17 protein-coding genes are annotated in these 15,536 nt (G+C 61.7%); 4 read left to right on the top strand and 13 right to left on the bottom strand.

The window, feature by feature from the left end:
• The first annotated feature begins 144 nt into the window (after positions 1-144).
• Positions 145-1,479: a dicarboxylate/amino acid:cation symporter gene (locus NPS29_RS18700; protein ID WP_274134231.1), complete on the top strand. Its 1,335-nt coding sequence runs from the start codon at positions 145-147 to the stop codon at positions 1,477-1,479.
• 316 nt (positions 1,480-1,795) lie between these two features.
• Positions 1,796-2,992 (top strand): CaiB/BaiF CoA transferase family protein, encoded by a 1,197-nt coding sequence (locus NPS29_RS18695; protein WP_274134230.1) that lies wholly within the window; start codon positions 1,796-1,798, stop codon positions 2,990-2,992.
• Here NPS29_RS18695 and NPS29_RS18690 read toward each other — a convergent pair.
• Together NPS29_RS18690 and NPS29_RS18685 are read right to left on the bottom strand one after the other, a co-directional pair.
• Positions 2,967-3,461, bottom strand: a complete 495-nt coding sequence (locus NPS29_RS18690) for a SprT family zinc-dependent metalloprotease (RefSeq protein ID WP_274134229.1) — start codon at positions 3,459-3,461, stop codon at positions 2,967-2,969. The genes NPS29_RS18695 and NPS29_RS18690 overlap by 26 nt on opposite strands.
• A gap of 186 nt (positions 3,462-3,647) precedes the next feature.
• Positions 3,648-4,250, bottom strand: a complete 603-nt coding sequence (locus tag NPS29_RS18685; RefSeq protein WP_274134228.1) for a Yip1 family protein — start codon at positions 4,248-4,250, stop codon at positions 3,648-3,650.
• 433 nt (positions 4,251-4,683) lie between these two features.
• On the opposite strand from NPS29_RS18685, the gene ttcA reads away from it, so the two are divergent.
• Complete coding sequence (gene ttcA, locus NPS29_RS18680; RefSeq protein ID WP_274134227.1) at positions 4,684-5,508, top strand: tRNA 2-thiocytidine(32) synthetase TtcA; 825 nt, start codon at positions 4,684-4,686, stop codon at positions 5,506-5,508.
• Between the two features lie 149 nt (positions 5,509-5,657).
• On the opposite strand, the gene NPS29_RS18675 is transcribed toward ttcA, so the two are convergent.
• From NPS29_RS18675 to arsC, 11 genes are all read right to left on the bottom strand, one after another.
• A complete protein-coding gene (locus NPS29_RS18675; RefSeq protein WP_274134226.1) occupies positions 5,658-6,695 on the bottom strand; it encodes a trans-3-hydroxy-L-proline dehydratase in 1,038 nt (345 codons plus the stop codon).
• A gap of 140 nt (positions 6,696-6,835) precedes the next feature.
• On the bottom strand, positions 6,836-7,558 hold the full coding sequence (locus tag NPS29_RS18670; RefSeq protein WP_274134225.1) for an amino acid ABC transporter ATP-binding protein: 723 nt from the start codon (positions 7,556-7,558) through the stop codon (positions 6,836-6,838).
• Positions 7,551-8,201: an amino acid ABC transporter permease gene (locus NPS29_RS18665; protein ID WP_274134224.1), complete on the bottom strand. Its 651-nt coding sequence runs from the start codon at positions 8,199-8,201 to the stop codon at positions 7,551-7,553. Before NPS29_RS18665 ends, NPS29_RS18670 begins: the two co-directional genes overlap by 8 nt.
• A 10-nt stretch (positions 8,202-8,211) precedes the next feature.
• Complete coding sequence (locus NPS29_RS18660) at positions 8,212-8,877, bottom strand: amino acid ABC transporter permease (RefSeq protein WP_274134223.1); 666 nt, start codon at positions 8,875-8,877, stop codon at positions 8,212-8,214.
• The gene (locus NPS29_RS18655) at positions 8,870-10,645 is read right to left on the bottom strand and encodes an aconitase X (protein WP_274134222.1); all 1,776 of its coding nucleotides are present in this window, start codon (positions 10,643-10,645) and stop codon (positions 8,870-8,872) included. Before NPS29_RS18655 ends, NPS29_RS18660 begins: the two co-directional genes overlap by 8 nt.
• 148 nt (positions 10,646-10,793) lie before the next feature.
• Positions 10,794-11,612, bottom strand: coding sequence for a transporter substrate-binding domain-containing protein (locus NPS29_RS18650; RefSeq protein ID WP_425312533.1), 819 nt, complete (start codon positions 11,610-11,612; stop codon positions 10,794-10,796).
• Positions 11,613-11,931: 319 nt separating this feature from the next.
• On the bottom strand, positions 11,932-12,615 hold the full coding sequence (locus NPS29_RS18645; RefSeq protein ID WP_274134220.1) for a GntR family transcriptional regulator: 684 nt from the start codon (positions 12,613-12,615) through the stop codon (positions 11,932-11,934).
• 92 nt (positions 12,616-12,707) lie between these two features.
• Entirely contained in the window at positions 12,708-13,379 is a 672-nt protein-coding gene (locus NPS29_RS18640) for a DNA-3-methyladenine glycosylase I (RefSeq protein WP_274134219.1), read from the bottom strand.
• Positions 13,380-13,526: 147 nt separating this feature from the next.
• Positions 13,527-13,940, bottom strand: coding sequence for a DUF2069 domain-containing protein (locus NPS29_RS18635; RefSeq protein ID WP_274134218.1), 414 nt, complete (start codon positions 13,938-13,940; stop codon positions 13,527-13,529).
• The gene (gene wrbA, locus NPS29_RS18630; protein WP_274134217.1) at positions 13,933-14,538 is read right to left on the bottom strand and encodes an NAD(P)H:quinone oxidoreductase; all 606 of its coding nucleotides are present in this window, start codon (positions 14,536-14,538) and stop codon (positions 13,933-13,935) included. The genes NPS29_RS18635 and wrbA overlap by 8 nt, the downstream gene beginning before the upstream one ends.
• Complete coding sequence (arsC, locus tag NPS29_RS18625) at positions 14,535-14,888, bottom strand: arsenate reductase (glutaredoxin) (RefSeq protein WP_274134216.1); 354 nt, start codon at positions 14,886-14,888, stop codon at positions 14,535-14,537. The genes wrbA and arsC overlap by 4 nt, the downstream gene beginning before the upstream one ends.
• A 100-nt stretch (positions 14,889-14,988) precedes the next feature.
• Here arsC and NPS29_RS18620 point away from each other — a divergent pair, with 100 nt between their 5' ends.
• Positions 14,989-15,456, top strand: a complete 468-nt coding sequence (locus tag NPS29_RS18620) for a TlpA family protein disulfide reductase (protein WP_274134215.1) — start codon at positions 14,989-14,991, stop codon at positions 15,454-15,456.
• The last annotated feature ends 80 nt before the right edge of the window (positions 15,457-15,536 follow it).

The raw sequence follows: 15,536 nt of genomic DNA, 5'->3' as shown, positions 1-15,536 counted from the left end.
TAGTGGCACGGGGCTTGCGATACAACGAGCAGAGACCTGCCTCGCGCAGCTCGACAAAAACAAATCCCTCCGAGCAGGAGGGTTCGTACTTTAGGTGTCGGTGTATCAGGAATGATTCAGCCCGATGCTCTTGAGGAAACTGCAATGACGACTCGTCAGCCACTCTACAAATCCCTGTATTTCCAGGTAATCGTTGCAATCATCATCGGTATTGCAATCGGTCACTGGTACCCCGATGCCGGCAAGGCCCTCAAGCCGCTGGGTGACGGGTTCATCAAACTGATCAAAATGGTCATCGCCCCCATCATCTTCTGCACCGTGGTCAGCGGCATCGCTGGCATGCAGAGCATGAAATCCGTGGGCAAGACCGGCGGCTACGCGCTGCTGTACTTCGAAATCGTCTCCACCATCTCGCTGATCATCGGCCTGGTCGTGGTCAACGTGGTTCAGCCGGGTGCCGGCATGAACGTCGACGTCTCGACCCTCGACGCTTCCAAGATCGCTGCCTACGTCACCGCAGGCCAGGATCAGAGCGTGATCGGCTTCATCCTGAACGTGATCCCGAACACCATCGTCGGCGCCTTCGCCAACGGTGACATCCTGCAAGTGCTGATGTTCTCGGTGATCTTCGGTTTCGCCCTGCACCGCCTGGGTGCCTACGGCAAGCCGGTTCTGGACTTCATCGATCGCTTCGCCCACGTGATGTTCAACATCATCAACATGATCATGAAGCTGGCGCCACTGGGTGCGCTGGGTGCCATGGCCTTCACCATCGGCGCCTACGGCGTGAGCACCCTGGTGCAACTGGGCCAGCTGATGCTGTGCTTCTACATCACCTGCCTGCTGTTCGTGCTGGTGGTACTGGGCGGTATCGCTCGCGCCCACGGTTTCAGCGTCATCAAGCTCATCAAGTACATCCGTGAAGAACTGCTGATCGTGCTGGGTACTTCCTCTTCGGAATCGGCCCTGCCACGCATGCTGATCAAGATGGAGCGCCTGGGCGCGAAGAAATCCGTCGTGGGTCTGGTGATCCCGACCGGTTACTCGTTCAACCTGGACGGCACTTCGATCTACCTGACCATGGCGGCCGTGTTCATCGCTCAGGCGACCAACACCCACATGGACATCACCCACCAGATCACCCTGCTGCTGGTGCTCTTGCTGTCCTCCAAGGGCGCGGCTGGCGTGACCGGTTCCGGCTTCATCGTGCTGGCAGCCACCCTGTCGGCTGTAGGTCATCTGCCGGTAGCGGGCCTTGCGCTGATCCTGGGTATCGACCGCTTCATGTCCGAAGCCCGCGCCCTGACCAACCTGGTCGGTAACGCTGTTGCCACCCTGGTTGTCGCCAAGTGGGTCAAGGAACTGGATGTGCCGCAAATGCAGGCCGAACTGGCCTCGGGCGGCCGTGCCATCGAAGACATGCGTCCGCAGGACGACCTGGGCGTTGCCGAAGGCACTCCTCAGGCAACCCGTTCGTAATACGCCTGGCGTGTTGAAAAAAAGCCTGTCTTCGGACAGGCTTTTTTGTGGCCAATAGAAAACCCTGTGTTTGGCCAACACAAAACCCTGTGTGTGGCCATAGAAAACCCAGTGTGTAGCCAACACAAAACCCTGTGGGAGCGGGCTTGCCCGCGAATGCGGTGGGCCAGTCAAAGACGTGTTGCCAGGCCTGACGCCTTCGCGGGCGAGCCCGCTCCCACAGAGAATGCGTCAGCCCTGATGTCGGCTTGGGTCATTGCCGACATCCAACGCCCTGCCTACTCTGACCTCAGCCACCATTCAGGGAAGCCCACGCATGCAAGGTCCGCTGTCGTCGCTCAAGGTTCTCGATTTCTCCACGTTGTTGCCCGGGCCCTTCGCTTCGCTGTTGCTGGCGGACATGGGGGCGCAGGTGCTGCGGATCGAGTCGCCTACCCGGCTGGACCTTTTGCGTGAGCTGCCGCCCTTCGATCAGGGTGTTTCGGCAAGCCACGCGTATCTCAATCGTAACAAGCGCAGTCTGGCGCTGGACCTCAAGCAGCCCCAGGCGGTGGAGGTCATCAAGCGGCTGGTGGCTGATTACGACATCGTGCTGGAGCAGTTCAGGCCCGGAGTGATGGACCGGCTGGGAATCGGCTATGAGGCGCTCAAGGCGATCAACCCGCGGCTGATCTACGTCGCCATCACCGGTTACGGCCAGACAGGGCCGTATCGCGAGCGTGCAGGCCACGACATCAACTACCTGGCCCTGGCCGGGGTCACCAGCCATACCGGACGCAAGGACTCAGGCCCTTCGCCTTCGGGTGTACAGGTGGCAGACGTGGCGGGCGGTTCGCTGCATGGCGTGGTCGGCCTGCTCGCGGCCGTGGTTGCACGCCAGCAGACCGGGCAGGGGCAGTATGTGGACGTGAGCATGACCGACTGCGCCTTCAGCCTGAATGCGCTGGCGGGGGCGGGGTATCTGGCGGCCGGTGTCGAACCCCAGCCTGAAGGTCAGATACTCAATGGCGGCAGTTACTACGACTATTACCGCAGCCGCGACGGGCGCTGGTTTTCCGTGGGCAGCCTGGAGCCGGTGTTCATGCAGGCGCTGTGCACCGCCCTGGAACGGCCGGAGCTGGCGGCGAAAGGGTTATCCGCCGAGGCAGCTGACCAGGCCTTCATCAAGCAAGCGCTGCAAATGGAATTCGAACGCCGCAGTTTCGATGAACTTCAAGGGCTGTTCTCAACGATAGACGCCTGTGTCGAACCGGTGCTGAGCCTGTCAGAGGCCGTCGGCCATCCTCAGTTGCAGGCCCGCAGAGTGGTAACCCAGGTTCCAAGGCCCGATGGCAGCCTGCAAGCGCAGATGGCCTGCCCGCTGAAGTTCTCGCAAGGGTTGCCCGCGCAACGATTCATCGGTGCGGCGGCAGGCGCGCACAGCGAGCAGGTGCTGCTGGAGGCGGGGTTCGATCAGCAGCAGATCGACGCGATGCGCGATGCGGGTGTCATTCCACCCGCGTCTCACCGCTGAACACCAGGATCTCCCGGCACCTACGGCACAGGTAACGCCGCCCTTTGTGCACCAGCTTGTGCCTTTGCGTGGAAAACGCAAAATCGCTCTCGGGGCACGGGCAGCGGTAGATGTAGCGGGTCACGCGGCGACGCTGGATTTCGTAGGTGTGGCAGCGGTTGGGCGGCAGTTCGTACACGCCGCGCATGATCAGTTGCCACTCTTCGCCGTGGGGCGCGATGCTGTCGCCGAACAGTTGATGGGCGACCAGGTGCGCGACTTCGTGGGCCACAGTCTGGCGCAGGAAGTCTTCGCTGTTTTCGCGGTACAGTTGCGGATTGAAGCGCAGCAGGTTTTCGTGCAGGTGCGCGACACCGGCCTTCTGGCCGCGCAGCTTGAGGCTCACGACCGGGCGTTTGAAAGGGCGTTTGAAAAAGTCTTCAGCGAGTTGGTAACAGGATTCGACGCGGGAATTGAGTTGCTCGAGCATGCTTCATCGGTCTCCAGAGGAGGCGAGTATGCCGCAAAGCGAGTGCTGGCCGAAAACTCAAGCTGCCGAATGGTCGAGAATCCACCGCAATACAACCGTAGCAGCATGGCTTGCCAGCGGGGGCGTCCTTGAAATTGCCCCCGCCGGCAAGCCGTGCTGCTACGAGGAATATGTCATTCCATCAGGTCAGTTGGTGTACTCAGGCCCCACGCCGATGCCCCAGAGCACCACGGTGAACGCCATGATCGCCACCAGCACCACCAGGCCCACCGCCAACACCGAGCTTGAGAACATGAAGCCTTCGTCCGGGTGAATGTTCATGAACACCGGCAAGCCCACATACAGCAGGTAAACCGTGTAGCAGACCGCCGCCAGGCCCACCATCATCCCCAGCCACATGTGCGGGTACAGCGCCGCCAGCCCGCCAAGGAACAACGGCGTGGCGGTGTAGGTCGCGAACGCCACACAGCGGGCAAGGCTGGGTGAGGCGTCGTAGGTGCGCGCCATCCAGTGAATGAAGCCGCCCATGACGCCGACGCCTGCGAGCATGGCGATGTAGGACATGATCGTCATCCAGATCGCGCTTTCGCTGGTCAGCATGACCGGCGCGCGGCTGCCGATGACCCAGCCGACCTGCGTGGTGCCGATGTAGGCTGAAATGGCCGGTATCGCCGCTAGAACCAGCGTGTGGGTGAGGTACATGTGGCCGATGGTTTCTTCCTTATCGCCACGTATCTGTTGCCATTCCTGATCGGGGTGGGTGAACAACCCCCAAACGTGATGGATCATGCCCGTTACTCCTCGTGGTGGACGCCGTCGCACCTGACCGGCCATATGCCGCCAGGGCAAGGCCACAATCTCAACAAGGAAAACGGCTGCGACCTCATTTGCCAGTATAGAAAGCTGCAAGCCACGGAAACCGTGGGCTTTAGAGTAATTGGGTCATTCAAGAGGGTTATTAATAGCTGTTGGCGATCAAGAAACCATTACAGGGGGATGAACGGTACATTTCCAGCACCGCCCCCTGTAGGAGTGAGCTTGCTCGCGATAGCGGAGTGTCAGATACGCAAATGTTCCTGACACACCGCTATCGCGAGCAAGCTCACTCCTACAGGGTCGATGGTGCTCCTGAATTGCGCGATCAGCAGGCATTACCAGCTCTGGCGTTTATGCGTAAAATACCGCCCCTTTCCTCAAGTTACAGCGAGCGGACATCAGCGCCATGGGCACCCTTTCAGTCAATCAGAACAAACTGCAGAAGCGTCTGCGCAGGCTCGCAGGCGAAGCGGTGGCCGATTTCAACATGATTGAAGAGGGCGACAAGGTCATGGTCTGCCTGTCCGGCGGCAAGGACAGCTACACCATGCTCGACGTGCTGATGCACCTGCAGAAGGTCGCGCCGATCAAGTTCGACATCGTCGCCGTGAATATGGACCAGAAACAACCTGGCTTCCCCGAGCACGTGCTGCCGGCCTACCTCAAAGAGCTGGGCGTGGAATACCACATCGTCGAGAAAGACACCTATTCGGTGGTCAAGGAGCTGATTCCGGAAGGCAAGACCACCTGTTCGCTGTGCTCGCGCCTGCGTCGCGGCACGCTGTACACCTTCGCAGATGAAATCGGCGCGACCAAGATGGCGCTCGGTCACCACCGCGACGACATCGTCGAGACCTTCTTCCTGAACATGTTCTTCAACGGCACCATCAAGGCCATGCCGCCCAAGCTGCGTGCCGACGACGGCCGCAACGTGGTGATCCGCCCGCTGGCGTACTGCGCCGAGAAGGACATCCAGGCCTATTCGGACATGAAGCAGTTCCCGATCATCCCCTGCAACCTCTGCGGTTCTCAGGAGAACCTGCAGCGCCAGGTGGTCAAGGACATGCTCCAGGAGTGGGACCGCAAGACGCCAGGCCGCTCGGAAATGATCTTCCGCAGTTTGCAGAACGTCGTACCGTCGCAATTGGCCGACCGCAACCTGTTCGACTTCGCCAGCCTGACCATCGACGAAACCGCCGCTTCGCGGTTCGTCAATGTGGTGAATCTCTAACTCGTAGGCACACACAACCCCGTAGCAGCACGGCTTGCCGGCGGGAGCGATCTTGAGGACCCCCCCGCCGGCAAGCCGTGCTGCTACGGGTGGGGTGTGTCAGATATGTAGATGTGTCTGACCCACCGCCATCGCGGGCAAGCGCGCTCCTACAGTTGCAACCCGATCGGCCAGGTGTCGGTCAGCTTATAGCCTTCAGGCCACGGGTCGCTGGGGTCGAGCATGTGCTGGTGGGTGCCGGTGATCCAGGCGCGGCCCGACAGGCTCGGCACGATGGCCTTGCGCCCGGCGATTTCGGTTTCGCTCTGGATCTTGCAATGGAATTCGGAGCCGATGATCGAGCGCCCGATAAACCGATCGCCCACCTTCAACTGCCCTTTGGCATGCAACACCGCCAAACGCGCCGAGCAGCCGGTGCCGCAGGGTGAGCGGTCGATCTTGCCGGGGCGGATCACCACCGCGTTCGCCGCGTTGGCCACGCCGCCGTCGTAATTGACCGGTGCGGCGATCTGGCAGAAGGAAATGTGGTTCCAGTCCTTGTTCTGCGGATGGGTGAAGCCCAGTTGCTCGTTGGCCGCCTTGGTGATCTTGAGACCGGTCTCGACCAGATCCTTCGCCTCGTCGGCCTTCAGAGAAAAGCCCAGTTTCGTCGAATCGACGATGGCAAAGCTGTCGCCGCCATAGGCCGTGTCGACCTGAATCGAACCCAGGCCCGGCACTTCGATCCACACATCCAGCTGGTCGGCGAAGGAGGGGTGGTTGTGCACTTCCACGCTCTGCACCTTGCCGTCGCGGCACTGGGCGATGGCCTCGATCAGGCCGCCCGGCGCTTCGAGAATCAGGCGGGTTTCCGGTTCGGTCATGGGCAGGATGCCGCTGTCGAGCAGCACCGTGGCCACGCACAGGGAGTTGGAACCGGACATGGGCGGTACGTCGGCGGGCTCCATGATGATCCAGCCCATCTGCGCCTTGGGGTTCTTGGGTGGCACCAGCAGGTTGACGTGACGGAACACACCGCCGCGCGGTTCGTTGAGCACGAAGTTGCGCAGCACGTTGTCCTTCTCGATCCAGCGCGACTGCTCCCAGATCGTATCGCCCGGCGGCGGCGCGACCCCGCCGACGATGACATCGCCGACTTCGCCTTCGGCATGACAACTGACCACATGAATCACTTTCGATGAGCGCATTGCCAGGAACCCTCCAGTAAAAGGTGATACCGCACCCCCCGTAGCAGCACGGCTTGCCGGCGGGAGCGGTCTTGAGGTGGACGGCGACCTTAAGGACGCCCCCGCCGGCAAGCCGTGCTGCTACGGTTGGACTTTGGGTGCTACTTGATCGACTTGAGGAAATCCGCCGTCTCCGGACGTTGCGGGTTGCCTATCACCTGGTCCGGCGAGCCGATTTCATGCACCAGGCCGTTGCGGAAGAACGCCACGCGGTCGGACACATCGCGGGCGAAGCGGATTTCGTGGGTCACCAGGATCATGGTCATGCCGTCCTCGGCCAGCATGCGCATGGTGTCCAGCACTTCGCCCACCAGTTGCGGGTCCAGCGCCGAGGTGGCTTCGTCGAACAGCATGTAGTTGGGTGACATCGCCAGCGCCCGGGCAATCGCCATGCGTTGCTGCTGGCCGCCGGAGAGCTTGCCGGGGAACACCTTGAGCTTGTCGCCCAGGCCCACGTGGGTCAGTTGCTTGACGGCAATCGCCTCGGCTTCCTGCTTGCTCTTGCCCAGCACGGTGCGTGGCGCCAGCATCACGTTTTCCAGCACTGTGAGGTGCGGAAAGGCGTTCCACTGCTGGAACACGATGCCGATCTTCTGCCGCAGCTTGTTGATGTCGGTGCTCTTGGCGTGCACCTCGGTGCCGTCCACGCGGATGCTGCCGCTCTTGATCGACTCAAGGCCGTTGATGCACATCAGCAGCGTCGACTTGCCCGAGCCCGAACCGCCGATGATCGACACCACTTCGCCTTTCTCGACCTGCAGGCTGACGCCCTTGATGACTTCAAGCTCGCCGAATGATTTGTGTACGTTGTCGATCTCAATCATTTTCTTGCCACCTTGTTTCCAGCCGGGCGCCGATACGGGCGATTACCAGACTCATGACGTAGTAGATGAGGCCTGCGATGCACAGCACCAGCAGCGGTTCTTGAATGCGCGTGACGATGGTCTGCGAGGCGCGCAGCAGCTCGACGATGCCGATCCACATCACCAGCGCCGTGTCCTTCATCACCGACAACAGCAGGTTGACCCAGCCGGGGAAGGCGACGCGGGTGGCCATCGGCATGACGATCTGGCGCAGATCCTGCCAGTAGCTCAGGCCCAGCGAGCGGCTGGCGCGGCGCAGGTTCAGCGGCACCGAGAGCACGCCGCTGCGCACGATTTCCGTGCCGTAGGCGGTCACGTACAGGCCCAGCACGATGCAGGCCACGGTGAAGGCGCTCCAGTCCAGGCCCGCGATGCTCTTGAGGGCGTTGAACAGCACGAATTGAATCAGCAGCGGCACACTGCGAAACACATCCAGCACCCAGGCCAGCGGGATGGTGCTGCGGGGCAGGAGGGCCCGGGCCATGCCGCAGATCACGCCGGCAATGGTGCCGATAATCATCGAAATGACAGTTAAAAGGATGGTGACCCAGGCCCCTTGAAGCATGTACTGCAGATCGCCCCAACTGAAAGTGGTCTCGAACATGGTCAACTCCTCAGTACCGGAACAGGCGCCAGGACAGCAGGCGCGCAAGGCCCACGATCAGCTTGGCGATCAGGTAATAGAGCACCGCCGCAATGGCAAAGAACTCGAAGGTACGGAAGGTCATGACGTTGTAGTTCTGCGTCACGCCGGTGAGGTCGTTGTTCAGGCCCACGACCACGCCCATGGAAGTCATCAGCACCGCCCAGACCATCTGGTTGGTCATCGGGTAGAAGACGATGCGCAGCAATTGCGGGATGACGATCAGCCGATAGGCCTGCGGTGCGCTCATGCCCAGGGAGCGGGCTGCGCGCAACTGGGTGTCGGGCACGGCCTTGAGGCCGCCACGGAAGTTTTCTGCCAGGTACCCTGCGTTGTTGATGGTGATCCCGGCCAGCAACGCCACCCAGGAGTTGATGTGGATACCGAAGGAGCCCAGGCCGAAGTACAGGATGTACACCTGGAACAGTGACGGTGTGTTGCGCGCGATGGAAATCCAGGTGGCGGCGAAGCCCTTGAGGATCAGGTTCTTGCCCTGGCGCATGAACACCAGGCACAGCGCGATGATGACCCCCAGGATCATCGACAGCGCAGCGGTTTCGAACGTCACCCAGGCGCCCTGCAGCATGTCCGGCAACGCCTTGAACGCGGCGCGCCATTGGAAGGTGTAATCAAACATGAACGAGCGCCTCTTTTTGTTCTGCAGCGTGTAACCAGACCGGCAGGCGACCGCTGGCAAGGCCGGTGCAGGCACTGTCGACGCATTCGGCAAGGCTTGCGAAATGCACGTTGCGCCCCACCAGGCCCGGTGCGTAGTGGGCGTATTTGCCGGAATTGGTCATCAGCGTTTTCGCCGCGGGCGGAATCACCGGTTCCGCGAGCATGCACCAGCACGTGTCGGTGACGAACTGCACGCCAAAGGCTTCCAGCGTCGCGACATAGCCGGCCCGTTGCGCACTTTCCAGCGTGGCCCGGCCGCAGGTGATCACCACCGCCACCTTCGAGTGCTTGCGCAGGCCGTGGCATAGCTGGGCGAGGGTTGCGCATTCGCTCACTGAAAAGTGCGGATTGCCCAGGGTCACGGCATCCACTTGCGGGGTTTGCGCGCTGTTGAGTTCACGCCAGCTGTGCAGCAGGTCGATCTCTTCAATGCGCAACGTCTTGGCTGGCGGATGTCCGCCAAGGGCCAGTTCGGCGTTGGTGGCTTCCGGAGTCACGCCTGCGATATGAAACATTGGCGCGGCCGAGGTAGTGGCAAATGCCGCACCGAAGGCCTTCAAGTCATCGAGGGTCGGCGCCCTGTGTTCCAGGCCGCAGACCACCGGGATCTCGGCGCCGCACAGCAGGCCGATGTGGTAGCCCAGCAGCGGGTAGAAACTGTCGTCCAGCTCGGCCATGTAAGGCACGTCGATGCGCAAGGTCGCGTGACGCTGGGGCGCCAGGTGGCAGCCGATTTTCGGTGCGCGGCCGGTGAGGGCGATGCAGATGTCCAGGTAGTCGGGGTACTTCAGCGTCCGCGCGCCGATCACGCTGTTGGCATAGACCACGGCGTTGGATTCGGCCCAGACGATCTGCTCGCCCAGTTGCGGCGCGCTGTCGAGCAGGTAAGGCGCGCAGGTGAAACTGACCTTCGCGCCCATGTCCAGATAGGCATCGCCCAACTGGCTGGCGGGTTCGCCCAGGGCCGGGTCCACGCCCAGTTCACGCCAGCGGCGTTTGTCCACGGAGATCGAGTTCAGCGTGGTCGGCACCCGTACCCGGGCGCCCCAGTCCACCAGTTGCCGGGCGAAGCGCAGGCTCGCGGGGCCGGTGTAGATGCAGCCGTCGATGTGCGCCTGGGTGATGTCCAGCAACTCGGTCGCTCCTTGCAGCTCGGCCATGCGCAGGATGATGCCCATGGCGACCTGCGCGGCCTTGCCGTAGGCGCCATCGAGAAAACCGCGGTCCATCTCGGTCAGGGTGATCCGGCTCTGGATGGCGGTGTTCGAGCGGGTGGGGCTGACGGTGGCGTGCAATTGCGGCGGCAGGCTGTCGAAACAGGTGACGCGGCCGTCTTCGACCCGGGCGAACTGCACATTGCGCAGCGCGGCAAAACCGGCTTCGCCGAGGCTGACGACAGGGATCGAATGGCCAAACATCTGTTCGGCGATCAGTACACCGAGGGTCAGGATGTCTTCGACCCGCTCGAACACCAGCGCCGCCGGGGCGTGGCCGTTGAGGATCAGTTCCAGCAGCACGCTGCTGCCGGTGCATGAGCCGCGCCCGCTGGGAATCGCGAGGACGCAGCCGGTAATGATTTGCCCGCTCAGGGGGTGGTGGCGGTCGATGACCTCACCGGTGAACGGCTCGACCCCGCCCCAGAAGCTGAGGCCGATATCGGCGTAGAGCAATGAGCCTTGGGCACTGCCTGCAACCAGGCAACGCCCGTTCAACGAAATTTCAGACATCAAAGGCTCCTGAAAAAGAGGGCCAGGTCAGAATCCGATCGTTGTAGGAGTGAGCTTGCTCGCGATCGCGGTCCATGAGCAACAGATGCATTGCCTGACACACCGTCATCGCGAGCAAGCTCACTCCTACAGGAGAGGCGGCCTCAACTCAGTAGTAGACGCCCGGTACGGTCAGGCTTGCTGGTGGAATCTCGTCGCCGACCCATTTTTTCCACAGTTCGTCGTAGCGGCCGGAGCGCACTTGCTGGTTCACGAACAGGTTCAGGTAGTGGATCAGGCCGTATTCGTTGCGCTTGGCGGCCAGCGACACGTAGTCGATGACATACGGAGCGTTGCCGGCGACTTTCAGGCCTTTGTACTTGCCGGACTTGATCGATGCGGCGGCCACGGTGTTGGTCACCACGGACGCTTCAATCTGGCCCTGGGCGACGGCCAGGATGGTGTCGTTCTGGGTCTGGTAGGCGCGGAAGCTGCCGCTGCCCCATTTCTTCTGGTCCTTCTCCAGGGCGATGGCTTCATAGGTGCCGCTGGTGTTGCCGACGTTCTTGCCCTTGAGGTCTTCGTACTTGCTGATGCCGGTCTTGTCGGTGGTCAGTACCACCATCTGGAAGGCGAAGTAGGGGATGGTCATCGCCACGGTCTTGGCGCGTTCCAGGGTGTCGGAGGTAGAGGCGACGATCACGTCGGCGCGGCCCGACATCAGAGCGGGAATACGATCAGGGAACGGGGTTTCCACTACCTCGGCGGTCACGCCGAGCACTTTTGCCAGGTCGTTGCAGTAATCGACGTCGAATCCGACCGGGTTGTTCTTGTCATCGCGCGAGCCCATCGGCGGGAAGTCCAGGGTGACCGCACAACGCAGCTTGCCGGAGCCAATGATGTCATCGAGCTTGTCGGCAAATGCCGTACTGATGAAAGAAGTACTCATTACAGCGAGGAGGGCTACAGCAATGCCATGCTTTTTCATAAGAGCCTCTAATGGTGCAAGTAATGGAACACAGTCGGATAAGTAATTTCGTATACGATATTTTCTAAGCACAGTTTGTGCCTGCTTTGCCACTATAGCTGTAGGACGACGACTCGGCGGGTTTCAAGGTTTTCCCGGGCGGCTGGCGACCGGGCGGTGTTACATAAAGGAGCAAAATGGTGTGCGGTGCTTCATACATGCACGTCTTCTAGTTAGGTGTGCGCCGTGGATGGCGCTGCGTCAGAGTGGCAGTAAAGCAGGGGGCGGGTCTTGACCGATTTCGCCCTCACGGATGACGAAATCGGCACAGTGTCCGGATTCAGATTTCGCTGGTGGACGCGTTGGGCAGGTGGGTGTACAGCGAGCGGCAGACGCTCATGATGTGATGCTCGATCAATTCGCAGGCTTTCTCGACGTCGCGTTCGGCACAGGCTTTGAGGATGCCGCGGTGTTCCTGGTCGGCGCGCTCCTTGCCTTCCTCGAAGCTCATCTGCACCCGCAGGTAGCGCTCGATCTTGTCGTGGATGGAGCGAATCATGTTCAGCAGGAATGGCCGTTGCGCCGCCTCGTACAGGCAGGTGTGAAAGGCCCAGTTCAACTCGGCCCAGCGGCCGATGTCATCGTCGGCAACGAACTCGTCACAGATGGCCGTGGCCCGGCGGATGTGGGCTGCCGTCAACCTCGGCACGGCCAGGCGAATGGCCTGGACCTCCAGCAACACCCGCACTTCGAAGATCTGCGCCAGCTCAGGCTCCGAGATCCGCGTGACCACCGCGCCCTTGTTGCGATGAAACTGCACCAGGCCCTCGGCCTCCAGGCGCTTGAGCGCCTCGCGCACGGGAATTTTGCTGACGTTGAAAATGCGCGCGATGTCGTCCTGGCGAATCGGCTCATCTTCGGCGAACTGGCCGGAAATGATCGACTCGCGCAGGTACCTGGAGATCACCTCGGACGCGGACGGCGCGACGCCGAGGTTGGGGGCGTCGGATAGGAGAAGAGGCACGCGCAAGACTCAGGCAATGAGTGGGTGACGGATATTGTATACGACCTTCGATTTGTTACATCTGATGTCATAAGACTTCGTACGAAAAAAGATCAGTGGTTCACGGTATAGGACAGCATCATCGAGATCTGGCACAGCGGACGGCCGCTTTCGGCGTGCCACTGGTTGAACGCCGCTTGTACCGCCGCCTGGTCACGCTGGCTGCTGGGCACCTTGTCGACGATGTTCTGGGCGTTGAGCGCGGCGACCACGTCTTGGGAGGGAATGAAGGTGTCCTTGCCGACCATGCGCAGGAAGCGCGGTGCAGAAAGGCCGCCCATCTGGTTGCCGTGTTTGGCCATGTAGCGCCAGAGGCCGACGATGTCGGTCACCGGCCACTGGGCGATGAAGTTGCCGAAGCTGCCGTGTTCGTGGGCGATGTCGAGGATCAACTGGGCGTTGCGCGGCACGCTCTTGAGCTTGCCCAGATGGCGGATGATGCGGGCGTCCTGCATCAGGCGCTCCAGGTGATCGGCGCCCATGAGCACCACCTTTTCCGGATCGAAGCCGAAGAACACTTGCTCGAACGCCGGCCACTTGGCATCGACCAGGCTGTGCTTCAAACCGGCACGAAACACCCGCAGGGCCAGGGTCGACAGGTAGCGGTCGTCACTGATGGCCTTGAGTTGTTTCGGGGTGGCGGGAGTCGGCAGGTGCGCTTCGAGCGCGGCGGCGGAGCCAAAGCGGTTGAGGCAGTATTCATTGAGCCATTTGTAGTCTTGCATGCCCTCTCCAGAACATTGTTACGTCGTTTAACCGCACTCCCGTAGCAGCACGGCTTGCCGGCGGGAGCGGCAGATCAGGCAGTGATATGTCGTCTGACACACCGCCCCGCCGGCAAGCCGTGCTGCTACGAGGATGCGCGGGTTAGATCAGGAAGATTCACCTGCGAGCTTGCGGTTGTACTGAAACCGCCAGCGCACATACAGCAACGCGCTGGTGAACACCGCCAGGCTCGCCAGCATTTCCAGCACGCCGAACAGCGAGCGGCTCGGGTCATAGGCGGCCAGAGCGCCTTTGATGAAATACAGGTTCACCACAAAGCAGGTCCAGGCATGCCCGCGAGCGCTGCCGGTCAGCATGCCGGGCGCCAGCAGCAGCAACGGCACCAGCTCGATCGACAGGATCACCCAAGGCCGTGCGCCGTGCACGTCGGCGAAGATCAGGTAATAGATCGCCAACAGCGCGATCAGGCCCAGAAAACACAGCAAGGCGCCAACCCGGCTCCAGCGAACCCGAGGTTCCAGCCATTGCAGCGCGGGCAGCACCTTGGGTTTTCTAGCCACGGGAAGGTTCCAGCGCCCGTGCGGTTTTTGCCAGGCGCTGGCCCAGTGCGCGGCACAGCTTGGTTTCGTGCGGGTCCAGCGGGCGCTTGCCGTCTGCGCCGGCGTGGTGGCTGGCGCCGTAGGGCGTGCCGCCGCCGCTGGTCTCGATCAGCGCCGCTTCGCTGTAGGGCAGGCCGGTGATCAGCATGCCGTGGTGCAGCAACGGCAGCAGCATCGACATCAGCGTGGTTTCCTGGCCGCCGTGCAGGCTGGCGGTGGAGGTGAAGACTGCGGCCGGTTTGTCCACCAGCGCGCCGGTCAGCCACAGGCTGCTGGTGCCGTCGAGGAAGTACTTGAGCGGCGCGGCCATGTTGCCGAAGCGGGTCGGGCTGCCCAGCGCAAGGCCGGCGCAGTTCTTCAGGTCGTCGAGGGTGGCGTAGAGAGCACCGGTTTCCGGGATGCTCGGGGCAACGGCTTCGCATTCGGTGGAAATCGCCGGCACCGTGCGCAGGCGCGCTTCCATGCCGCCCATCTCGATACCGCGGGCGATCTGCCGGGCCATTTCGCTGGTCGAGCCGTTGCGGCTGTAGAACAGCACCAGGATGTACGGCGCGCTCACGGCAGGATCTCCAGGATTTTTTCCGGCGGACGACCAATCATGGCCCTGTCGCCGGCGATCAGGATCGGGCGCTCGATCAGCTTGGGATGGGCGGTCATGGCGGCGATCAGTTGCTCATCGGTGAGGCTCGCATCGGCCAGGTTCAGCGTCTTGTATTCGTCTTCGCCGGTACGCAGCAGGTCGCGGGCGCCGATGCCCAGCTTGCCCAGCAGCTCACGCAACTGGCCGGCGTCAGGCGGGGTTTCGAGGTAGCGCACGATGGTCGGGGTCAGGCCGCGCGCTTCAAGCAGTTCCAGCGCGCCACGGGATTTTGAGCAGCGAGGGTTGTGATAAAGCGTCAGATCGGTCATTTGCGGTCGCATCTTTCATGAGGTGGCGGCTATTCTACAGCTGTGACGACAAAGGCCAAGATGGGGCCCGGTTACGTTTTCTCTTAAAGGAACAGGCATCATGGCAAGGCGGTTGGCAGCAGCAGTAGCACTTATCGGCAGCATGTTGCTCAGCGGGTGCGGGGTGGATCTGGGCACCGATCAGAACGGCCAGAAAGTGGCCAGTGAACGGGTCGACAAACATTGGCTGGTGGTCAATTACTGGGCCGAATGGTGTGGCCCGTGTCGCACCGAGATTCCCGAGCTGAACAAGCTGTCCGAGCAGATGAACGGGCAGAAGGTCAGCGTGTTCGGGGTCAACTTCGATAATTTGCAGGGCGACGAGCTGAAAAACGCCAGCAATGCGCTGGGCATAAAGTTCACGGTGCTGGCGAACGATCCAGCCGACCAGTACGACCTGCCCAAGAGCGAAGCGTTGCCGGTGACCTACATCATCGACGACAAGGGCAAGGTGCGCGAGCAGTTGATGGGCGAACAGACCGCAGCCGGCGTGGCGCAGAAGCTGGCGGAGTTGAAGGGCAAGGGTTGAGCGAAACCGGCCCGTAGCAGTCCGGCTTGCCGGCGTCGGCGGATTCGGAATCGACCCGCGGGCAAGCCCGGCTGCTACTT

The organism is Pseudomonas putida (assembly GCF_028682175.1).
GTDB lineage: Bacteria > Pseudomonadota > Gammaproteobacteria > Pseudomonadales > Pseudomonadaceae > Aquipseudomonas > Aquipseudomonas putida_AD.
Note: the sequence above shows the minus strand (reverse complement) of the source record. Positions and strands in the feature narration are given on the sequence as shown.